The organism is Pseudomonas sp. 32A (assembly GCF_052682255.1).
In genome coordinates, this window is record NZ_JBQYLY010000001.1 from 2997013 (window position 1) to 3019327 (window position 22315).

The window sequence follows — 22315 nt, forward strand, 5'->3', positions numbered from 1 at the left end:
TGGAAACAGGCCTCATGCTAGGGAGCGGCACGCCAGGGAGAGCGGTGGATATGTAGGTCAGCTCAGCTCGCCACACAGGTCGAGTTCTACCAGGCGACGCACTTCTGCCACGGGCAGGCCGCCACCCAACAGCGCATTGAGCTTGCCGAACGCAGCTTCGCGGGTCATCCCGCCACCTGACAACACGCCCACGCCACGCAAGCGGCTACCGGCTTCGTACACATCCAGCTCCACACCGCCTTCATGGCATTGGGTGATTGCCACTACCACCACGCCGTTATCCTGCGCACGCTGGAGGCTGGCGAGGAACTGCGGGTTGTCGCTCGGCCCGGTGCCGCTGCCGAAGCATTCCAGTATCAGCGCCTGGATGCCGCTGTCGATCAACCCGTCCAATTGCGCGGCGGCGATGCCCGGCACCAGTGGCAGCACGCCCACATTGGCCAGCGCCTTGGCCTGGCGGTAATGCAGCGCCGCCGGAACCAGCTCAGCTTGGGCGACGCCGCCGTTACGCTGCAACGCGGCAAACGGGTGGCGACCAAAACTGCGGATTTTCGCGCAGCGGGTCGGGGCCATCAGTGCACCGTGGAAGTACAGTTGCACGCCCGGCGCCAGGCCTTGGCTCAGGGCTACCAGCGCACCGCTGACGTTTTCCCAGGCATCGCTGTCGGGCACACCGGCCGGTAGCATCGAGCCGGTAAACAGCACCGGCGCGGGCAGGCCCAGCAGTTGGAAACTCATGGCGGCCGCGCTGTAGGCCAGCGTGTCGGTGCCGTGCAGCACCAGTACGGCGTCGCAACCCTCGTCCACTGCCTCGATCACGGCGGCGCGCAGGCGCTGCCAGTAGGCGGGGGTCATGTTGGCGCTGTCGATCAGTGGGGACATTTCCCGGAAACGCCAGGCGGGTGCTTGCAGGTGGGCAAGTTGCTCGCGCATGCGCGCTTCAAAACCCGAAGCGGGGGCCAGGCCATTGGCACTGGCCTGCATGCCGATGGTGCCGCCGGTGTAGAGCACCATGACGTTGTTGGCTGGTTGCATTGAAGAATCTCCTGAACGAAAAACGCCGCCGGGCCCAGAGCATGCCCAAGGCCGGGCGGCGTGTCATCTATCTAGGTTTAGCGTTGCGTTTGAGCGCTCAGTTCAGCCGATGCTTGAGCGGTTGGCTCAGGCTTCACCGGATTCGCCGGCCACGCCTTGCGGTCCAGGTCCAGGTCCGGGAACTTGCTGGAATCAAACACCGGAGTCTTGATACCTGCGGCACGCTGGCCGTCGTAGTCATTCAGGATGCGCATGGCGATCTTGAACAGGAACGCCAGGGCGAACAGGTTGACGAACGCCAGCATGGTCATGGTGATGTCGGCGAAGGCGAACACGGTGCTCAGGTTCTCGATGGAACCCCAGAAAATCAGCACCAGTACCAGCGCGCGGTAGCCCATCAGGACCTTGCGGTTATCGCCCACGATGAAGCGCAGGTTGCTCTCGCCGAGGTAGTAGTTGTACATGATCGAGGTGAACACGAACAACGCCAGGGCCACCGAGATGAACATCCGGCCCCAGTCACCCACGACTGCCGCCAGGGAGTTCTGGGTCAGGGCAATGCCGTCGCCTTCGAAGCCTGGGGTGTAGAAACCCGAGAGCAGGATCAGCAACGCGGTGCAGGTGCAAATCACGAAGGTGTCGAGGAACACGCTGAACGCTTGCACCACGCCTTGGGCGATCGGGTGCTCTACCGACGCGACTGCCGCCACGTTAGGCGCACTGCCCAGGCCGGCTTCGTTGGCGAACACGCCGCGTTTCACGCCCATGATGATCGCGCTGCCCACCAGGCCGCCGAAGGCTTGGTCGAGGCCGAAGGCGCTCTTGACGATGGTCGCGAGCATGGCCGGCACGTGGTCGAATTGCAGCACGATCACATACAGGGTCACCGCGATGTAGACCAGGGTCTTGACCGGCACCAGCAGGTCGGCGATCGAGGCGATACGCTTGATCCCACCGATGAACACCAGGCCCAGCAGCACCGCCAGGGCGAGGCCGGTGTAGGTGGTGTCGAGGCCAAACGCGTTGTTCAGCGAGTGGGTGACGGCGTGGGCTTGCAGACCGTTGAAGGCGAAACCGAAGGTCACCAGCAGCAGGAACGCCATCACCATGCCCAACCAGCGCTTGTGCAGGCCGTGCTGGATGTAATACGCCGGGCCGCCACGGTAGGTGCCTTCAGCGTCGGTGCGTTTGTAGAGCTGGCCAAGGGAGCATTCGATAAAGCTCGAAGACATGCCCACCAGTGCGGTGACCCACATCCAGAATACGGCGCCCGGGCCACCCAGGGTCACGGCAATGCCGACGCCTGCGATGTTGCCGGCACCCACGCGCCCGGCGAGGCTGAGCATCAGCGCCTGGAACGAACTGAGTTGGCCGGCGCTGCTTTTCAGGCTGTCGCGAAACACCGAAAACATGTGGAAAAAGTGACGCAACTGAACGAAACGCGAGCGGATCGTGAAGTAACCACCTAGCCCGACAATGAGCACGATCAATACTTTCCCTGAGAGGAAGTCGTTGATGACTTCTAGCATGGAGTGTTCCTCGCTGATTTTTCTAATGGCAAACGCAGGACGGTCCGGCGCATCGCTCGGCACCAGGCAGTGCACGACGCTTCGACCCCAATCCTTTTGCGGGTGTTGTTATTCATGCGGTTTCGCGCTTCCCAGGGTCTCGTTACCGACGACCGCTGACGCGAAGAGGGGCGGCACTATACCTAGGAGTGTGTGATCCGTCTGCACGAGGCGATTAAAGGTTTCAGCCAAGGCGTTACGGGCAAGGCGGGTTTGTGGGGCGATCTTGGAGTTTTTATAGGCATCATTTCGCAACCGTAAGGCAAAAAAAAGGGCCTGAAGAACGAGCCTTCAGGCCCTCAAAAGGTGAGAGGTGTCTAGTCCCTCAACCTGGTGAGCGGTGCAACAAACGCTTAGGCCTTCAACGGGACCAAACGTGGAGCGATCATGTTTTCGGGGCGCAGGATGTCGTCGAGCATGGCGTCGTCGAGCAAGCCTTCTTCGCGCACCAGTTCCAGCACGCCGCGGCCGCTTTCAAGGGCAATACGGGCGATGCGGGTGGCGTTTTCATAGCCGATGTACGGGTTCAGCGCGGTGACCAGGCCGATGGAGTGCTCCACCAGTTCGCGGCAGCGGGCTTCGTTGGCGGTGATGCCGACGATGCAGTGCTCGCGCAGCATGTCCATGGCGCGTTGCAGCAGGCGGATCGAGTCGAAGATCTTGTAGGCGATCAGCGGCTCCATCACGTTCAGTTGCAGCTGGCCGCCTTCGGCCGCGATGGTCAGTGCCAAGTCGTTACCGATGATCTGGAACGCGACCTGGTTCACGGCTTCCGGGATGACCGGGTTGACCTTGCCGGGCATGATCGAGCTGCCTGGCTGACGCGCTGGCAGGTTGATTTCGTTGATGCCGGTGCGTGGGCCGCTGGACAGCAGGCGCAAGTCGTTGCAGATCTTCGACAGCTTCACCGCGGTACGCTTGAGCATGCCGGAGAACAACACGAAGGCGCCCATGTCGGAGGTGGCTTCGATCAGGTCGGCAGCCGGTACCAGCGGCTGGCCGCTGATGGTGGCCAGGCGTTGAACGGCCAGGGCCTGGTAACGCGGGTCGGCGTTGATGCCGGTACCGATGGCGGTGCCGCCCAGGTTCACTTCAGTCAGCAGCTCAGGCGCCAGGGTCTTCAAGCGAGCCAGGTCTTCACCGAGGGTGGTGGCGAAGGCACGGAATTCCTGGCCGAGGGTCATCGGCACGGCGTCTTGCAGCTGGGTACGGCCCATCTTCAAGACGTGGCTGAACTCTTCACCTTTGGCGGCGAACGCCTGGATCAGGCTGTCGAGGCTGGCCAGCAGAGCGTCGTGGCCCAGCAGCAGACCCAGGCGGATCGCGGTCGGGTAGGCGTCGTTGGTCGACTGCGCCATGTTCACGTCGTTGTTCGGGTGCAGGTATTGGTATTCGCCCTTGCTGTGGCCCATGGCCTCCAGCGCGATGTTGGCGATGACTTCGTTGGCATTCATGTTGGTTGAAGTGCCAGCGCCGCCTTGAATCATGTCCACCACGAACTCTTCGTGGAAATCGCCGCGGATCAGACGGGCACAGGCTTCGCTGATGGCAGCGTGCTTGGCTTCGCTGAGCTGGCCCAACTCACGGTTGGCGTCAGCAGCTGCCTGCTTGACCATTGCCAGGCCGACCACCAATTTCGGGTAATGCGAAATCGGAACGCCCGAGAGACGGAAGTTATTCACCGCTCGCAGGGTCTGGATGCCGTAGTACGCTTGAGCGGGTACTTCGAGTACGCCAAGCAGGTCTTTTTCTGTGCGGAAAGATGCAGCGGAGGACATGACGGAAATCATCTCGATATGGACCCGGGCTAGGCCGGAACGCTGTGAATGCTAGGCTTGCAGGAGATTTAGGGCCAATGCTGTTAAACACTGGCCTATGCATAAACGGCATAATGTCGGTGTGACCCCGTTACCATAACGGTCGTGTGTGCCAAAATGGTGCATGCCCCGGGAGGATGTGATGAACCTTGAAAGCAAATGGCTGGAAGACTTTAGCGCCCTGGCTGCCACCCGCAGCTTCTCCCAGGCGGCGGAGCGGCGCTTTGTCACCCAGCCGGCGTTCAGTCGGCGCATCCGCAGCCTGGAGGCCGCGCTGGGGCTGACCCTGGTCAATCGTTCGCGCACGCCGGTCGAACTGACGGCGGCGGGGCAGTTATTCCTGGTCACCGCGCGTACCGTGGTCGAGCAACTGGGTGAAGTGCTCCGCCACCTCCATCACCTGGAAGGCGGGCAGGGCGAAGTCATGCAAGTCGCGGCGGCGCACTCCCTGGCGTTGGGCTTCTTCCCGCGCTGGATCGCGCAGTTGCGCAACGAAGGGCTGAACATCGCCACGCGGTTGGTCGCCACCAACGTGGGCGACGCAGTGCATGCGCTGCGCGAAGGCGGTTGCGATTTGATGCTGGCGTTCTACGACCCGGATGCGGCGATGCAGATGGACCCGGAGATCTTCCCGTCGCTGCACCTGGGCAACACCGAGATGCTGCCGGTGTGCGCCGCCGATGCTGACGGTAAGCCGCTGTTCGACCTGGAAGGCGAGGGCAGCGTGCCGCTGCTGGCCTACAGCGCCGGGGCTTTCCTGGGGCGCTCGGTAAACCTGCTGCTGCGTCAGCGGGCGCTGCGCTTTACCACGATTTATGAAACCGCCATGGCCGACAGCTTGAAAAGCATGGCCCTCGAAGGCTTGGGCATCGCCTGGGTGCCGCAGTTGAGCGTGCGCGCCGAGTTGGCCCGGGGCGAACTGGTGGTGTGCGGCGGCCCGCAATGGCATGTGCCGCTGGAAATCCGGTTGTATCGCTGCGCGTTGGTGCGCAAGGCGAACGTGCGGTTGTTGTGGCGCAAGCTGGAAGGTGGTGCGGCGCAGAATACCTGAGCCCACACAGATCAAATGTGGGAGCGGGCTTGCTCGCGAAAGCGTAGTGTCAGTCAACCCATCTGTGGCTGATCCACCGCCTTCGCGAGCAAGCCCGCTCCCACATTAGTTTTCTGGTGTGTTCGCTGACCTGGAAGTCAATAAAACCGCCTGTTGAGGTGTAAGACAGATGGTCATTCCAGGGGCTGTTTATCTGCGTTATTACGGTATACTGCGCGGCCTTCGGCCGGTCCAACCGGCCTTAATTCGTACAACAAGCCACGCTGGATTTCCCGCGTGGCTTGTTGTTTTTTGACGCGCCTGCGGGCGCCCAGAGAGAAGAGGCACGACGATGAGTGCATTGGTTGGCGTGATCATGGGCTCCAAGTCCGATTGGTCCACCCTTAGCCACACCGCCGATATGCTGGAAAAACTCGGCATTCCCTATGAAGTGAAGGTGGTTTCCGCCCACCGCACTCCGGATTTGCTGTTCCAGTATGCCGATGAGGCAGAATCCCGTGGCATCGAGGTGATTATCGCCGGTGCCGGCGGTGCAGCTCACTTGCCAGGCATGTGTGCCGCCAAGACTCACCTGCCAGTGCTTGGCGTACCGGTGCAGTCGTCGATGCTCTCGGGCGTGGATTCGCTGTTGTCCATCGTGCAGATGCCCGCCGGTATTCCGGTGGCCACCCTGGCGATCGGCAAGGCCGGCGCGATCAACGCAGCCTTGCTGTCCGCCAGCATTCTCGGCGCCAAGCACCCGCAGTTCCACGCGGTGCTGAAAAAATTCCGTGCTGAACAGACAGACAGCGTCCTGGACAATCCAGACCCACGCATTGCCTGAGGTTGTTGATTGATGAAAATCGGTGTAATCGGTGGCGGCCAACTGGGCCGCATGCTGGCCCTGGCGGGTACGCCGCTGGGGATGAACTTCGCTTTCCTGGACCCGGCGCCGGACGCCTGTGCGGCTGCGTTGGGTGAACATCTGCGGGCTGATTACAGCGACCCGGATCACCTGCGCCAACTGGCCGATGAAGTCGACCTGGTGACCTTCGAGTTCGAAAGTGTCCCGGCTGAAACCGTGGCCTTCCTGTCGCAGTTCGTGCCGGTGTACCCGAGCGCCGAAGCCTTGCGCATCGCGCGTGACCGCTGGTTCGAGAAGAGCATGTTCAAGGACCTGGGCATCCCGACGCCGGCCTTCGCCGACATCCAGTCCCAGGCTGACCTGGACGCCGCAGTCGCCTCCATCGGCCTGCCGGCCGTGCTGAAGACCCGCACCCTGGGGTACGACGGCAAGGGCCAGAAAGTCCTGCGCACCGCTGATGACGTGGTTGGTACCTTCGCCGAACTGGGCAGCGTTGCCTGCCTGCTGGAAGGCTTCGTGCCGTTCACCGGTGAAGTCTCGCTGATTGCCGTGCGCGCGCGGGATGGTGAAACCCGTTTCTACCCGCTGGTACACAACACCCACGACAGCGGCATCCTCAAGCTGTCCGTGGCCAGCACCGACCACCCGCTGCAAGCCCTGGCCGAAGATTATTCGAGCCGTGTGCTGAAGCAACTGGATTACGTCGGCGTGATGGCGTTCGAGTTCTTTGAAGTCGACGGCGGCCTCAAGGCCAACGAAATCGCTCCGCGGGTGCACAACTCCGGGCACTGGACCACCGAAGGCGCCGAGTGCAGCCAGTTCGAAAACCACCTGCGGGCGGTGGCGGGCTTGCCGTTGGGTTCCACGGCCAAGGTCGGCGAGAGCGCCATGCTCAACTTCATCGGCGTGGTGCCGCCGGTTGATCGCGTGATCGCGATTGATGACTGCCATCTGCATCACTACGGCAAGGCGTTCAAGGCCGGGCGCAAGGTCGGCCACGCCAACCTGTGCTGCAAGGACCGCGCGACGCTGCAAGCGCAGATCCTCAAGGTCGAAGCGCTGATCGCCGAGCAATAACCCAAGGCCGGGCGGAACCATTGGTACCCGCCACCCTCTGATTGCAGGAAGCCAAAGTCTGACTAGGCTTTGACTTAGCTCACTTCAATCAGAGGGAAATGCCATGGGTATCATTGGGACCATCTTTATCGGTTTGATCGTCGGCCTGCTGGCGCGTTTCCTGAAGCCAGGCGACGACAGCATGGGCTGGATCATGACCATCCTGCTGGGTATCGCCGGTTCGCTGGTTGCGACCTATGGTGGCCAGGCACTGGGCATCTATCAGGCGGGCCAAGGCGCAGGCTTCCTTGGTGCGCTGGTGGGTGCGGTGGTGCTGCTGGTGATCTACGGTCTGCTGAAAAAGAAGTAATTTAGCGACCAAGCCCTCTGCGCTGCGCAGGCGCAGAGGGCTAGAATGCCGGCACTGTAATCCATGCCGAGCCTCTCCATGCGCCGTCTTCTGTTATCCCTTCTTCTATGCACCGGGTTGGCCCACGCTGGCGAACTGCCGGAAACCGACTGGCTGGAACTGATGCCCAAGTCGGACCAGAAAGCCCTCGAAGAAATGCCGGAAATCGACCACAACTCCCCGGAAGCCCAAGGCACGTTCACCGAAAAGGGTGGCCTGAAGCAGAGCAAGGGCTTGCCGGCGGTGATGTATTCCACCAAGACCGTGGCTGCCATGAACGGCAAGAACATCCGCATCGGCGGCTACCCTGTGCCGCTGGAAACCGACGCGAAGGGCCGCAGCACGCTGTTCTTCCTGGTGCCTTACCCGGGCGCCTGCATTCACGTGCCGCCACCGCCGCCCAACCAGTTGGTGCTGGTGCGTTATCCCAAGGGTTTGAAGCTGGATGACATCTATACGCCGCTGTGGGTGACGGGCACGCTGAAGGTGGAAAAGGTCAACAATGACCTGGCCGATGCGGCGTATGCGCTGGATGCGGGGAAAGTGCGGGCGGTCAAAGAGTCGGATCTCTGATCTGACACAGCACCTAATGTGGGAGCGGGCTTGCTCGCGAAAGCGGTGTGTCAGTCAGCACATGCACTAACTGGAAAACCGCATTCGCGAGCAAGCCCGCTCCCACATTTTTGATCGGGTTTACAGGGCAATACCGGCGATGCTCACGCCCAAGGTATGGCTTTCACCCGGCGCCAGTGTCACTGCATCATCCAGCACGTTTGCGGTCTCGATGCACAACATCCCCTGCCAGCCGTCGTCGGCCATGTCGGCGAAAGCCTTGGCGCGTTCGGTCCACGGGTTCCAGATCACCGTCGAATGCGAGCCTGTGCTGGTGAGTTGAACGCGACGCTGCCAGTCTTTATCGACAATGTTCAGTTGCGCCGGCGTGTCGAGGTAGATGCGGTCGGTCTCGGCGGTGAAGTGCAGCAGCCCGGATTGCTGCTTGTGGGTCCAGCCGTCGGCGGTATCGATATAGGCCCGCCCGTCCAGGCCGTCGACCTGCACGTTGCGCACATCACTGACCGCAAAATAACTGTGCAGCGCCTGGCTGAGGCTGACGGTCTCGGTGCCACGGTTGTGGCTGGTCAGGCGGATGTGCAGTTGATCATCCAGCAGGATGCTCATCGTCAGGTCAACTGGATGCGGCCAACCCGGGAAGCCGCCTTCAGGCACCGGCAGTTCCAGTTCAACCCGCAACGCCGTGCCTTCAGCTTCAACACCAGCCAACGTCCAGTCGGCGGTCCGTACGAAACCATGCGCCCCAGCCGGCTCGTCGCCCTGGTACATGGCCTTGACGCTTTGCGGATTGCGGTCGAACACGCCAAACCATGGCCAGCACACCGGCACGCCGGTACGAATGCCTTTGCCTTTCTTGAACACCACCTGATCGTTGGGCCAGATGATTGGCTTCTCGCCAGCGCGCTGGTAGCTGACGATATGCGCGCCTTGCTGGGCCACTACCAATTCGGCCCCGTTATAGTGGATGCGCCAAGCGTTCAGCTCATCCAGTTTTACGGTTTCAACGTTGGGCGTAGACATAGGCGCGCGCTCTCAATGGCAGACAATGGGGCAATGGACCGTCAAAACGTCGCGATGTTTAACGCGCCCGCGACGGAACCGACCGGGTGCGACCGCTGCCATCGATGGCAACGAACACAAACACAGCTTCGGTGACTTTGCGCCATTCGCTGGACAGCGGGTCGTCGCTCCACACTTCGACCATCATCTGGATCGAGCTGCGGCCGATTTCCAGGGCCTGGGTATAGAAAGACAACTGTGCGCCGACGGCCACGGGCACCAGGAATGCCATGCGATCAATCGCCACGGTCGCGACGCGGCCACCGGCAACCTTGCTCGCCATGGCCGTGCCGGCCAGGTCCATCTGCGCGACCAGCCAGCCGCCGAAGATGTCGCCGAAACCGTTGGTTTCACGCGGGAGTGCGGTAATTTGCAGGGCGAGATCGCCTTGCGGGATAGGATCTTCTTGTTCGAGTTCGATCATGCCGGTGCCTCTGACCCGTGACGCTTTATGGGTATTTCAAGTGGATAGCCGTCTCTGGAAAAACGTTTCAGCACCAACATACACCGCTCGATGCGTTTCTCGTAAGGCGTACTAAAGGGAAACTCTGCCAAATCGGCTGGAGGGACACCAACGGCGTTTTGGCACAGCAGCCCCTCAAGGATGCGGGTCTGGCGCTTGCAATGGGCGAGTATATCGAGCCGTCGGCGCCACGACGACCTCCCGTCGCTCATTTGGTCGGTAAATAGACGCTGTATCGCGGCTTTTTCCGGCAACTGTGCTCCTGCTCATGCTAATTGCGCTTCTGCTACGGGAATATTTCGCTTATCTGAACTGTTAACGGCCCAACGCTGTGCTTTTTCAAGCGATTTGCTATCTTGCCAAGCCTGCCGCAAGTCCCGGGCTTGCCGTCCTGACTACTATAAGAGAAGCCTTGCCATGTCCTCCGTGCCCGCAAGCAGTGCGCAACCTTCGCGCCCGCTGACCCGCAACGACTACAAAACCCTGTCGCTGTCTGCCTTGGGCGGGGCGCTGGAGTTCTACGACTTCATCATTTTCGTGTTTTTCGCCACGGTGGTCGGGAAACTGTTTTTCCCAGCCGAGATGCCCGAATGGCTGCGCATGATGCAGACCTTCGGTATTTTCGCCGCCGGCTACCTGGCGCGGCCGCTGGGCGGGATCATCATGGCGCACTTCGGCGACCTGCTGGGGCGCAAGAAGATGTTCACCCTGAGCATCTTCATGATGGCCGTGCCGACCCTGATCATGGGCCTGCTGCCGACCTATGCACAGATCGGCCTGTGGGCGCCGATCCTGTTGCTGCTGATGCGCGTGATTCAGGGCGCGGCGATTGGCGGTGAAGTGCCAGGCGCGTGGGTATTCGTTTCCGAGCACGTGCCGCCCCGTCACATCGGTTATGCCTGTGGCACCCTGACCAGCGGCCTGACGGCGGGCATTCTGTTGGGTTCGCTGGTGGCCACGGCCATCAACACCCTTTATAGCCCGGAGCAGGTGTCGGATTACGCCTGGCGGATTCCGTTCCTGCTGGGCGGTGTGTTCGGCCTGTTGTCGGTGTACCTGCGTCGCTGGCTGCACGAAACCCCGATCTTCGCCGAGATGCAACAGCGCAAGACCCTGGCGGCCGAGCTGCCATTGCGCGCCGTGTTGCGTGACCACCGTGGCGCCATCGTGTTGTCGATGTTGCTGACCTGGTTGCTCTCGGCCGGTGTGGTCGTCGTTATCCTGATGACGCCGACCGTGCTGCAAACCGTCTACCACTTCAGCCCTACGGTGGCGCTGCAGGCCAATAGCCTGGCCATCGTCACCCTGAGCCTGGGGTGTATTGCCTCCGGGGCCCTGGCCGACCGATTCGGTGCCGGGCGTGTGCTGATCATCGGTTGCGCGCTGTTGCTGGCAACGTCCTGGACGCTCTATCACAGCCTGATGGCTCACCCGGATTGGCTGTTCCCGTTGTACGCCTTGACCGGCCTGTTTGTAGGCACCATCGGTGTGGTGCCCTATGTCATGGTGAAAGCGTTCCCGCCAGTGGTGCGTTTCAGTGGTTTGTCGTTTTCCTACAACGTCGCCTATGCCGTATTCGGTGGCCTGACACCCTTGGCGGTGTCGTTGCTGATGAAGGAAAGCCCGATGGGCCCTGCTTACTACGTGGCTGTCCTGTGCGTGATGGGGATGGCCGTGGGTGCGTATCTGTGGAAGCGTGGGCGCTGACACTTTTTTTGAAAACTGACGGATAACCTCGTGGCGAGGGAGCTTGCTCCCGCTGAACTGCGCAGCAGTTCCATTTTGAGGGTCGCTACGCGACCCAACGGGAGCTAGCGCCCTCGCCACAGATTTTGCCTTACAACGATTACAGATTGTTTCCACGAAATCGCTCCAACTTCCTCGCAAGCCCCGGATTTATTGACGTTTCTCCTTCCTGTCAGCTTTTTCATAAATGCTGGCCTTTCATCTAATTGTCATATTCCAGACATAGAGTGTTCACACGGCCTACCGATACTTGGCCCCGATCCAACTATCCCTATCTGCTAGGAGCAAGGCATGAAACTGAAACGTTTGATGGCGGCAATGACTTTTGTCGCTGCTGGCGTTGCGACCGCTAACGCGGTAGCCGCTGGTGTTGACCCGGCAATTCCGGCTTACGTGAAGACCACTGGTGTGTCGGGCAACCTGTCCAGCGTTGGTTCCGATACCCTGGCAAACCTGATGACCCTGTGGGCTGAGGGTTACAAAAAGGAATACCCGAACGTCAACATCCAGATTCAGGCCGCCGGCTCCGCCACTGCTCCTCCTGCGCTGACTGAAGGCACCTCCAACCTGGGCCCGATGAGCCGCAAGATGAAGGACACCGAACTGGCTGCCTTCGAGCAGAAGTACGGCTACAAACCAACCGCTATCCCGGTTGCCGTGGACGCCCTGGCCGTGTTCGTGCACAAGGACAACCCGATCCAGCACCTGACCATGGAGCAAGTCGACGCGATCTTCTCCTCGACTCGCCTGTGCGGTGCCAAAGCTGACGTCAAAACCTGGGGCGACCTGGGCGTGACCGGCGACCTGGCCAACAAGCCAGTGCAACTGTTCGGCCGTAACTCGGTATCCGGCACCTACGGCTACTTCAAAGAAGAAGCCCTGTGCAAAGGCGACTACAAACCTAACGTGAACGAACAACCCGGTTCGGCGTCGGTTGTGCAGTCCATCAGCTCCTCGCTGAACGGTATCGGTTACTCGGGCATCGGTTACAAAACCGCCAGCGTGAAGACCGTGGCCCTGGCCAAGAAAGGCAGCACTGACTTCATCGAAGACACCGAAGAAAACGCCCTGAACGGCAAATACCCGCTGTCGCGCTTCCTCTACGTCTACGTCAACAAAGCCCCGAACAAGCCTCTGGCCCCGCTGGAAGCCGAGTTCGTGAAGCTGGTTCTGTCCAAACAGGGCCAGGAAGTTGTAGTGAAAGACGGCTACATCCCGCTGCCAGCCAAAGTTGCCGCCAAGGCACTGGCTGACCTGGGCTTGAAAGAAGGTGGCAAATAAGCCTCCGGTAAACCTGCCTTGAACCGGGGTTTACCCACGGTTCAAGGCCTGGGCGGGGTCTGTAAGACCTGGACCTCGCCTCCCATTTTTTAATCCGCTGCCAGCCCTGCTACGCGGCGGATTTCTTGCGTCACTGCATTGTCATCTTTCTGTCATACAGGATCGCTAGGGTGTGCGCATGAATGATCTGGCCAATTCCACCATGACGACGACTTCTCCCCCCAAGCGCATTGATTTCAATACGCCTGAGCTGCAACGCAAGCGCCGCATCCGCGCGCTCAAGGACCGCCTGACCCGTTGGTACGTGCTGGTGGGCGGCCTTGCCGTCCTGGGCGCTATCACCTTGATCTTCTTCTTTCTCGCCTACGTGGTCGCCCCGCTGTTCCACGGCGCCAACCTGACCAAGGAAGACGCCCTCGCGCCTGCCTGGCTGCAGGACGCCGGCAAACCGCTGATGATCTCCATGGAAGAACAGAACCAGGTCGCCATGCGGGTTTCCGACAAGGGCCAGGCGCTGTTCTTCAACGTTGACACGGGTGCCGAACTCAAGCGCGTTGACCTGCCATTGCCGGCCGGTGTGACCGTCGCCTCCATCGGTGAAGACCAGCCCGGCAGCCCGCTGGTGGTCCTCGGCCTGTCCAACGGCCAGTCGCTGGTGTTCCGCCACACTTATAAAGTGTCGTACCCGGACGGCAAGAAGACCATCTCGCCCGCCGTCGAATACCCTTATGGCGAAACGCCGATCGTCCTCGACGAACAAGGCCGCTCCCTTGAGCACGTCGCGTTGAACGCGACCGACTCGACGCTGGTGGTGGCCGGTTCCAGCGGAGCTCATCTGAACGTGCTGTCCATCAGCCGTGAAGAAAACATGATGACCGAGGAAGTCACCACCGAGCAGAAGCGCATCGAACTGCCGCAAATGGCCGAGCCGGTGAAGGCCATCTTCGTTGATCCGCGCCAACAGTGGCTGTACGTGATCAACGGCCGCGCCCAGGCCGATGTGTTCAGCCTGCGGGACAAGAGCCTCAACGGTCGCTACAAATTGTTGGACGACGGCGTGGCGCAAGTCACGGCCAGCACCCAGCTGGTGGGCGGCATCTCGCTGATCATCGGTAACTCCAGCGGTGGCCTGGCGCAGTGGTTCATGGCCCGCGACCCGGACGGCGAACAACGCCTGAAGCAGATTCGTACTTTCCAGATGGGCACCGCGCCTATCGTTGAAATCACCGCCGAAGAACGTCGCAAAGGCTTCACTGCCCTCGACGCCTCCGGCAAGTTCGGCGTGTTCCACAGCACCGCCCACCGCACGTTGCTGGTGGACCAGGTGGTCGATGGCACCGGTATCTTCGGCATGTCGCCACGGGCCAACCGGGTGATCGTCGAAGCCGGTGGCAAGCTGCAACCGCTGCTGCTGGACAACCCGCACCCGGAAGTCTCCTGGAGCGCGTTGTGGAGCAAGGTCTGGTACGAAAACTACGACGAGCCTAAATACGTCTGGCAATCGACCGCCGCCAACACCGACTTCGAACCCAAGATGAGCCTGGCGCCCCTGACCTTCGGTACTCTGAAGGCCGCGTTCTACGCCATGCTGCTGGCCGCGCCACTGGCCGTCGCCGCTGCAATCTACACCGCCTACTTCATGGCCCCGAGCCTGCGCCGCAAGGTCAAGCCGGTGATCGAGTTGATGGAAGCGATGCCGACGGTAATCCTCGGCTTTTTCGCCGGCCTGTTCCTGGCGCCGTATGTCGAAGGGCATTTGCCGGGGATCTTCAGCCTGCTGATGCTGCTGCCGATTGGCATCCTGGTGGCCGGCTTCATCTTCAGTCGCCTGCCTGAGTCGATCCGCCTGCGGGTCCCGGATGGCTGGGAGAGCGCGATCCTGATCCCGGTGATCCTGTTTGTGGGTTGGCTCTCGCTGTACATGAGCCCGTACCTGGAAACCTGGTTCTTCGGCGGCGACATGCGCATGTGGATCTCCCACGACCTGGGCATCACCTACGACCAGCGCAACGCCCTGGTAGTCGGCCTGGCCATGGGTTTCGCGGTGATCCCGAACATCTACTCCATCGCCGAAGACGCCGTATTCAGCGTGCCGCGCGGCCTGACCCTGGGCTCCCTGGCCCTGGGTGCCACGCCATGGCAGACCATGACGCGCGTAGTGATCCTGACCGCCAGCCCGGGCATCTTCTCGGCACTGATGATCGGCATGGGCCGCGCGGTCGGTGAAACCATGATCGTGCTGATGGCCACTGGTAACACGCCGGTGATGGAGATGAACCTGTTTGAGGGCCTGCGCACCCTGGCAGCGAACGTCGCGGTGGAAATGCCCGAATCGGAAGTCGGCGGCAGCCACTACCGCGTGCTGTTCCTCTCGGCGCTGGTGCTGCTGCTCTTCACCTTCGTCATGAACACCCTCGCCGAGCTGATTCGTCAGCGTCTGCGCAAGAAATACTCGTCGCTTTAAGAAAGGTAGAAGTCTGTGAAACAGAACTCCCTGAATGGATGGTTCAAGAGCGGCGCCCCGGGCGTCTGGATCAGCGGTGGCGCGGTGTCCATCGCGGTCATCATGACCATTGGTTTGTTGGCCGTGATTGCCGTGCGTGGTTTGGGCCACTTCTGGCCGGCCGACCTGATCCAGGCCAGCTACAACGTGCCGGGCCAGGAAAACCATATCGTCGTCGGCGAAGTGGTGCAGAAAGAAGAGGTGCCCCGCGAGCGTCTGAAAAGCGCTGGCTTGCCGGTGCCGGACCAAGGCCCGGAGTTCATGACCCGCGAGCTGATCAAGGTCGGCAACCGTGACTTGAACGGCAACGACTTCACCTGGATCGTCGGCGAGTGGCTGACCAACCAGACCAAGCCGGTCGAACTGATGGCCATCGAACGTCGTGAGTGGGGCAACTTCTACGGCACCCTGGTCAACGTCAAGCAGGACGGCAAGGTCATCGCTGAAGGCGAGGCGGCCTGGCCGGAACTGCAAGCCCGCGTCGACCGCGTCAACAAGCTCGCGGCCCAGCTCAAGACCCTTGAGAAAACCGATATCGGCGCCATCAACGCCGGCCTCGAACGCATCCGCCTGCACGGTCGCAAGCTGGAGCTGGAAGGCAAGCTGGACGCCACCGCTCAAGCCGATATGGACAGCGGTCGCGCCGAACTGAACAACCGCTACAAGGACATCGAAGCCCGCCTGGCGGACCTGCACACCCAGTTCAACCGCGACAGCCTCACCGCCCGCGATGCCAACGGCAAAGAAATCGAAATCGGCATCGGCAAGGTGGTGCATGCCTACCAGCCGAACGCGATGGGTTACATGACCAAGATCGGCTTCTACTTCAGCAAGATCTGGGAGTTCCTCAGCGACGACCCACGGGAAGCCAACACCGAAGGCGGGATTTTCCCGGCGATCTTCGGCACCGTGATGATGACCCTGATCATGGCGATGATCGTGACCCCGTTCGGTGTGCTGGCGGCGGTGTACCTGCGTGAATACGCCAAGCAGAACACCCTGACGCGGATCATCCGCATCGCGGTGAACAACCTGGCCGGTGTACCCGCCATCGTTTACGGCGTGTTCGGCCTCGGCTTCTTTGTCTACGTGCTGGGCGGCTCGGTCGACCGGCTGTTCTTCGCCGAAGCCTTGCCGGCACCGACCTTCGGTACGCCCGGCCTGCTTTGGGCGTCCCTGACCCTGGCGCTGCTGGCGGTACCGGTAGTGATCGTAGCCACCGAAGAAGGCCTGGCGCGGATCCCTCGCACCGTACGTGAAGGTTCTTTGGCACTGGGCGCGACCAAGGCGGAAACGCTGTGGAAGATCGTCCTGCCGATGGCCAGCCCGGCGATGATGACCGGCATGATCCTCGCCGTGGCCCGCGCCGCCGGTGAAGTGGCGCCGCTGATGCTGGTAGGTGTGGTGAAACTGGCGCCGTCGCTGCCGGTGGATGGCAACTACCCGTACCTGCACCTGGACCAGAAGATCATGCACCTGGGCTTCCATATTTATGACGTCGGCTTCCAGAGCCCTAACGTCGAAGCCGCACGGCCGCTGGTGTACGCCACTGCCTTGCTGCTGGTGCTGGTGATCGCCACGCTCAACTTGTCGGCGGTGTGGATTCGTAACCACCTGCGCGAAAAATACAAAGCGTTGGACAGTTAATTGAAGTGAACGCGGACTAAATGTGGGAGCGGGCTTGCTCGCGAATGCGGTGTATCAGTCATACATGGGTCAACTGACCTGACGCCTTCGCGAGCAAGCCCGCTCCCACAAAACGAATTGGTAGCACAGGGAGCATCCCATGCAACATGAAACCCATTCCCACGGCATCAACATGTCAGCCCTGGGTCGCGACAAGCAGAGCCTGAGCCTGGCCCAGGAAACCGTGGCGATCGAAGTCCCGAGCCTGAGCCTGTACTACGGCGACAAGCAGGCGCTGTTCGACGTCAGCATGAACATCCCGAAGCAGCGCGTGACCGCCTTCATCGGCCCGTCCGGTTGCGGCAAGTCGACCCTGCTGCGCACCTTCAACCGGATGAACGATCTGGTGGACGGCTGCCGCGTCGAGGGCGCGATCAATCTGTACGGTACCAACATCTACCGTAAGGGCGAAGACGTGGCCGAGCTGCGTCGCCGGGTGGGCATGGTGTTCCAGAAGCCCAACCCGTTTCCCAAGACCATCTATGAAAACGTGGTCTACGGCCTGCGCATCCAGGGCATCAACAAGAAGCGCATCCTCGACGAAGCCGTTGAATGGGCTTTGAAAGGCGCGGCACTGTGGGACGAGGTCAAGGACCGCCTGCACGAGTCGGCCCTCGGTTTGTCCGGTGGCCAGCAGCAACGTCTGGTGATCGCCCGCACCATCGCCGTGGAGCCGGAAGTGCTGCTGCTCGACGAACCCTGCTCGGCACTCGACCCCATCTCCACGCTGAAAGTCGAAGAGCTGATCTACGAACTCAAGTCCAAGTTCACCATCGTCATCGTGACCCACAACATGCAACAGGCGGCGCGGGTTTCCGATTACACCGCGTTCATGTACATGGGCAAACTGGTGGAATTTGGCGACACCGATACCCTGTTCACCAACCCGGCGAAGAAGCAGACCGAAGACTACATCACCGGTCGCTACGGCTAGCAGGTGGCTGGTTGCTCACTGAACTGATGCTGCGGTCGACCGCACCTTACTGGACGTTCCAAGGACGCCAACATGATTAGCAAAGAAGGCCTTACCCATCACATCTCCGCGCAGTTCAACGCCGAGCTTGAGGAAGTGCGCAGCCACCTCCTGGCCATGGGCGGTCTGGTGGAGAAGCAAGTCAACGACGCGGTCACCGCGCTGATCGAGGCCGACTCCGGCCTGGCCCAGCAAGTGCGCGAGATCGATGACCAGATCAACCAGATGGAGCGCAACATCGACGAAGAATGCCTGCGCATCCTGGCCCGTCGTCAGCCGGCGGCGTCCGACCTGCGTTTGATCATCAGCATTTCCAAGTCAGTGATCGACCTGGAGCGCATCGGCGATGAAGCCACCAAGATCGCCCGCCGGGCCATCCAGTTGTGCGAAGAAGGCGAAGCGCCGCGTGGTTATGTCGAAGTGCGCCACATCGGTGACCAGGTGCGCAACATGGTCCGCGATGCCCTCGACGCGTTTGCCCGCTTTGACGCCGAGCTGGCGTTGTCGGTGGCCCAGTACGACAAGATCATCGACCGTGAGTACAAGACCGCCCTGCGCGAGCTGGCGACCTACATGATGGAAGACCCGCGTTCTATCTCGCGGGTATTGAGCATCATCTGGGTGCTGCGTTCGCTGGAGCGTATCGGTGATCACGCGCGCAATATCTCGGAACTGGTGATCTACCTGGTCCGTGGTACCGACGTGCGGCACATGGGCCTCAAGCGCATGAAAGCAGAAGTTGAAGGCACAACCGATCAAATCCCTAATGTTCCGGGCGTTCCTGACGATAAGTAAGATTGCCCGAGAAATAAACGCCCGGCCTTTGGTCGGGCGTTTTCGTTTGTGGCGTTGGAATTTTTGGCAAAACGCCATCAGCGAAGCGTTATGCTTGCCGGGGTTTTTATAGGATGAAGGGTCGATGAGCAAAGTCAGTGTATTGGTGGTGGATGACGCCTCGTTTATTCGCGACCTGGTGAAGAAGTGCCTGCGTAACTACTTCCCGGGTATCAAGATCGAAGACGCGGTGAACGGCAAAAAGGCCCAGGCCATCCTGATGCGCGAAACCTTCGACATGGTGCTGTGCGACTGGGAAATGCCGGAAATGTCCGGCCTGGAACTGTTGACCTGGTGCCGTGAGCAGCCTCATCTCAAAGCCATGCCGTTTGTCATGGTGACCAGCCGTGGCGACAAGGAAAACGTGGTGCAGGCGATCCAGGCCGGGGTTTCCGGCTACGTCAGCAAGCCCTTTACCAACGAGCAGTTGCTGAACAAGGTCAAGCAGGCGCTGAACAAGATCGGCCGCCTCGACGCGCTGATCGCCAGCGCGCCGACCAAGATGAACTCGGCGTTCGGCAATGACTCCCTGAGCGCCCTGACCGGCGGCAAGCCTGAAGCGCTCAAGCCGGCTCCGGTGGCCGCACCGAGCAAAGGCCTGCTCAACAGCCAGCCGGTGCAGGCTGCTGCGACGGCATCGCCAGCCGGTGGTCGTGGCCAGGGCCAGTTACGCCTGTCCAGCGGCACCCAGCAATGCGTGATCAAGGCCCTGAGCATCAAGGAGGCGCTGCTGGTGGTGCGTCGCGGTGAAATCCTGCCTCAGGTACTGGAAAGCGCAGTGCTCGACCTGGAGCAGGGCGAAAATGCCGAGGTGGCCCGTCTCAATGGCTACCTGCACGCCGTCGTGGCCTACGAGCCCAAGCCTGACAGTGACTGGCTGCAGCTGACCTTCCGGTTTATCGACCAGGATGCGCAGAAGCTCGACTACATTTCGCGGCTGATCGCCCGCGGGACTGCACAGAAGCATTTTGTGCCGGGTGCGTGACTTGATGGGGTCTCCAAAAAACCTGTGGCGAGGGGGCTTGTCCCCCGTTGGGCTGCGTAGCGGCCCCAAACCCTGTAATTGAGTTCTGCCTGACCCTGCGCGATAACTCTACTGGGGCCGCTGCGCAGCCCAACGGGGGACAAGCCCCCTCGCCACAGGGTTAGTGTTTGGTTCACATAGCACTGTCATGATCCCTTGTTAGCCTGCCATCCAGTCGTCCCTGGCAGGCCAACCCGATGCTCGTGCGCTTACTGCTGTTCTGTGGACTGTTCGCCGTCGTCATGCCGGCGATGTCCATGACCCTCTACAAATCCATCGACCCGGACGGCGCTGTGGTCTTCAGCGACCGGTACACGCCCGGGGCGCAGGCGTTTGTGTATCAGGATCGGGTGATTCCCAAGCCTGTATATCCGTCGCAACCCACTTCATATCGTTATCCCTTGCCCTGGCGTGGCGGCCCGTTCCGTCTCACCCAAGGCCCCAATGGCACCTTCAGCCACTCCGAGATCAAAAGCCGCTACGCGATGGACATCGCCATGCCCGAAGGCACACCGATCATTGCGGCACGCGCAGGTGTGGTGCTGAAAACCGAGAACACCCAATCCGGGCGCGGCAGTGACCCATCGGGCAATTTCGTGCGGGTCCAGCACGATGACGGCACGCAAGGCGTGTACCTGCACCTCAAGCAAGGTTCGGTCAGCGTCAGGGAAGGGCAGCGAGTGGCGGTGGGCAGCCCGCTGGCGTTGTCGGGCAATACCGGCAACAGCAGCGGGCCACATCTGCATTTTGTGGTGCAACGCACGACGGCGTTGGGGCTGGTGTCGATTCCCTATGAATTCAGCCAGCCGGTGCAGGCGTTGCCCAATTTTGCATTGGGCACGCGATAAGGCTTTTGTAGGAGCGAGCTTGCTCGCGAAAAACCTGAGGGCGCTGCCGGGTGTCAGGGTCCCAGCGTTATCGTTAACGTCCTTCGCGAGCAAGCTCGTTCCTACAGGGGGTGTGCCCTAGTCGAGCAACAGCACCTTGGCCAACACGATCTTCGGCCCTTTCATCTTCTTGATGATGATCCGCAGGCCTTCGACTTCCAGCACTTCTTCCTCTTCCGGCACCCGTTTCAGGGTGTCGTAGATCAGCCCGGCCAGGGTTTCGGCCTCGATGTGGTCTAGGTCGACACCCAGCAGGCGCTCCACCTTGAACAGTGGCGTGTCGCCACGCACCAGGAGTTTGCCCGGCTGGTAAGCGAGGATGCCGCGCTCGGCCTTGCGGTGTTCGTCCTGGATGTCACCTACCAGCACTTCCAGCACGTCTTCCATGGTCAGGTAGCCGATGATCTTGCCGTCGGCTTCTTCCACCAGGGCGAAGTGCGCGCCGCCTTTACGGAACTGCTCGAGCAATTGCGACAGCGGCATATGGCGCGATACGCGCTCCAGCGGGCGGGTCAGCTCGGCCAGGTTGAACGACTCGGGAATGTGGTCGAGGGCCGCCAGCTCCAGCAGCAGGTCCTTGATGTGCAGCAGGCCGACAAACTCGTTGCGCACCGCGTCGTACACCGGGTAGCGGCTGAACTTGTGGCGACGGAACAGCGCCAGGATTTCCTTGAGGGGGGCGTTGAAGTCCAGGGTCACCAGGTCTTCCCGGGAGTTGGCCCAGTCGACCACTTCCAGCTCGCCCATTTCCACGGCGGAGGCCAATACACGCATGCCTTGGTCGCTCGGGTCCTGGCCACGGCTGGAGTGCAGGATCAGTTTCAGTTCTTCACGGCTGTAATGGTGCTCGTGGTGCGGGCCAGGCTCTCCCTGGCCGGCGATGCGCAGAATGGCGTTGGCGCTGGCGTTGAGCAGGTAGATCGCCGGGTACATGGCCCAGTAGAACAGGTACAGCGGAACGGCGGTCCACAGCGACAGCAACTCAGGCTTGCGAATGGCCCAGGACTTGGGCGCCAGCTCGCCGACCACGATGTGCAGGTACGAGATGACGAAGAAGGCGGCAAAGAACGACACGCCCTTGATCACTTCCGGCGATTGCACGCCGATCGCGCCCAGCAACGGCTCGAGGATGTGCGCGAAGGCCGGCTCACCGACCCAGCCCAGGCCCAGGGAGGCGAGGGTGATACCCAACTGACAGGCCGACAGATACGCGTCGAGCTGGCTGTGTACGGTGCGCAGGATCTGCCCGCGCCAGCCGTTTTTGTGGGCAATGGCCTCGACCCGGGTCGAGCGCAGTTTGACCATGGCAAACTCCGCCGCAACGAAAAAGCCGTTGAGCAGTACCAGGATCAGTGCAAAAAGAATCATGCCGAAGTCGGCGAAGAGTGTCGCGAGGGTGATGCCAGGGGAAGGGTCCATGATGGGGTTTTGCGGGTTCCGTCTAATCAAAAAGGGTGAGCAGGTGGGCCTGAAAGGCAGGCGCAAGTCCGCCAATGTAGCGGCTGA

Annotated in this window: 19 protein-coding genes; 13 read left to right on the top strand and 6 right to left on the bottom strand. The window is 61.2% G+C overall.

The window, feature by feature from the left end; all coding sequences use genetic code 11:
* Positions 1-57: 57 nt before the first annotated feature.
* The 3 genes from ACUN0G_RS13565 to aspA form a co-directional block, all read right to left on the bottom strand.
* Positions 58-1035: an asparaginase gene (locus ACUN0G_RS13565; RefSeq protein WP_445573656.1), complete on the bottom strand. Its 978-nt coding sequence runs from the start codon at positions 1033-1035 to the stop codon at positions 58-60.
* 77 nt (positions 1036-1112) lie between these two features.
* A complete protein-coding gene (locus ACUN0G_RS13570; protein WP_258342877.1) occupies positions 1113-2564 on the bottom strand; it encodes an alanine/glycine:cation symporter family protein in 1452 nt (483 codons plus the stop codon).
* Between the two features lie 392 nt (positions 2565-2956).
* The gene (aspA, locus tag ACUN0G_RS13575) at positions 2957-4381 is read right to left on the bottom strand and encodes an aspartate ammonia-lyase (protein WP_003213415.1); all 1425 of its coding nucleotides are present in this window, start codon (positions 4379-4381) and stop codon (positions 2957-2959) included.
* 181 nt (positions 4382-4562) lie between these two features.
* Between aspA and ACUN0G_RS13580 the strand changes: the two genes are divergently transcribed.
* The 5 genes from ACUN0G_RS13580 (at position 4563) to ACUN0G_RS13600 (ending at position 8353) form a co-directional block, all read left to right on the top strand.
* Entirely contained in the window at positions 4563-5471 is a 909-nt protein-coding gene (locus tag ACUN0G_RS13580) for a LysR substrate-binding domain-containing protein (protein WP_003213413.1), read from the top strand.
* Between the two features lie 331 nt (positions 5472-5802).
* Complete coding sequence (gene purE / locus ACUN0G_RS13585) at positions 5803-6294, top strand: 5-(carboxyamino)imidazole ribonucleotide mutase (protein ID WP_003195648.1); 492 nt, start codon at positions 5803-5805, stop codon at positions 6292-6294.
* A gap of 12 nt (positions 6295-6306) precedes the next feature.
* Positions 6307-7392 carry a 5-(carboxyamino)imidazole ribonucleotide synthase gene (locus ACUN0G_RS13590; protein ID WP_445573657.1) on the top strand — a complete coding sequence of 362 codons (1086 nt, stop codon included), beginning with the start codon at positions 6307-6309 and terminating at the stop codon, positions 7390-7392.
* A gap of 103 nt (positions 7393-7495) precedes the next feature.
* A complete protein-coding gene (locus ACUN0G_RS13595) occupies positions 7496-7741 on the top strand; it encodes a GlsB/YeaQ/YmgE family stress response membrane protein (protein ID WP_445573658.1) in 246 nt (81 codons plus the stop codon).
* A 78-nt stretch (positions 7742-7819) separates the two neighbouring features.
* Positions 7820-8353, top strand: a complete 534-nt coding sequence (locus ACUN0G_RS13600; protein WP_201140735.1) for a DUF3299 domain-containing protein — start codon at positions 7820-7822, stop codon at positions 8351-8353.
* Between the two features lie 120 nt (positions 8354-8473).
* Here the strand turns inward: ACUN0G_RS13600 and ACUN0G_RS13605 are convergent, their stop codons facing one another.
* Entirely contained in the window at positions 8474-9373 is a 900-nt protein-coding gene (locus ACUN0G_RS13605) for a D-hexose-6-phosphate mutarotase (protein WP_445573659.1), read from the bottom strand.
* A 58-nt stretch (positions 9374-9431) separates the two neighbouring features.
* Positions 9432-9836, bottom strand: a complete 405-nt coding sequence (locus ACUN0G_RS13610; protein ID WP_003176975.1) for an acyl-CoA thioesterase — start codon at positions 9834-9836, stop codon at positions 9432-9434.
* A 456-nt stretch (positions 9837-10292) separates the two neighbouring features.
* Between ACUN0G_RS13610 and ACUN0G_RS13615 the strand changes: the two genes are divergently transcribed.
* The 8 genes from ACUN0G_RS13615 to ACUN0G_RS13650 all read left to right on the top strand — a co-directional run bounded on the left by ACUN0G_RS13615 (position 10293) and on the right by ACUN0G_RS13650 (position 20770).
* The gene (locus ACUN0G_RS13615) at positions 10293-11582 is read left to right on the top strand and encodes an MFS transporter (protein ID WP_258342870.1); all 1290 of its coding nucleotides are present in this window, start codon (positions 10293-10295) and stop codon (positions 11580-11582) included.
* 330 nt (positions 11583-11912) lie between these two features.
* A complete protein-coding gene (locus ACUN0G_RS13620; protein WP_076013198.1) occupies positions 11913-12902 on the top strand; it encodes a phosphate ABC transporter substrate-binding protein PstS in 990 nt (329 codons plus the stop codon).
* 430 nt (positions 12903-13332) lie between these two features.
* On the top strand, positions 13333-15366 hold the full coding sequence (locus tag ACUN0G_RS13625) for an ABC transporter permease subunit (protein WP_258348678.1): 2034 nt from the start codon (positions 13333-13335) through the stop codon (positions 15364-15366).
* Between the two features lie 15 nt (positions 15367-15381).
* A complete protein-coding gene (gene pstA, locus ACUN0G_RS13630; protein WP_258342869.1) occupies positions 15382-17052 on the top strand; it encodes a phosphate ABC transporter permease PstA in 1671 nt (556 codons plus the stop codon).
* A 139-nt stretch (positions 17053-17191) separates the two neighbouring features.
* Positions 17192-18025 (top strand): phosphate ABC transporter ATP-binding protein PstB, encoded by an 834-nt coding sequence (gene pstB, locus ACUN0G_RS13635; RefSeq protein WP_076013195.1) that lies wholly within the window; start codon positions 17192-17194, stop codon positions 18023-18025.
* Positions 18026-18097: 72 nt separating this feature from the next.
* Entirely contained in the window at positions 18098-18859 is a 762-nt protein-coding gene (gene phoU / locus ACUN0G_RS13640) for a phosphate signaling complex protein PhoU (protein WP_063033814.1), read from the top strand.
* A 124-nt stretch (positions 18860-18983) separates the two neighbouring features.
* A complete protein-coding gene (locus ACUN0G_RS13645) occupies positions 18984-19883 on the top strand; it encodes a response regulator (protein WP_258342868.1) in 900 nt (299 codons plus the stop codon).
* 236 nt (positions 19884-20119) lie between these two features.
* Entirely contained in the window at positions 20120-20770 is a 651-nt protein-coding gene (locus ACUN0G_RS13650) for a M23 family metallopeptidase (protein WP_445573660.1), read from the top strand.
* A 117-nt stretch (positions 20771-20887) separates the two neighbouring features.
* Here the strand turns inward: ACUN0G_RS13650 and ACUN0G_RS13655 are convergent, their stop codons facing one another.
* Positions 20888-22228, bottom strand: coding sequence for a hemolysin family protein (locus tag ACUN0G_RS13655; protein ID WP_076013189.1), 1341 nt, complete (start codon positions 22226-22228; stop codon positions 20888-20890).
* Between the last annotated feature and the right edge of the window lie 87 nt (positions 22229-22315).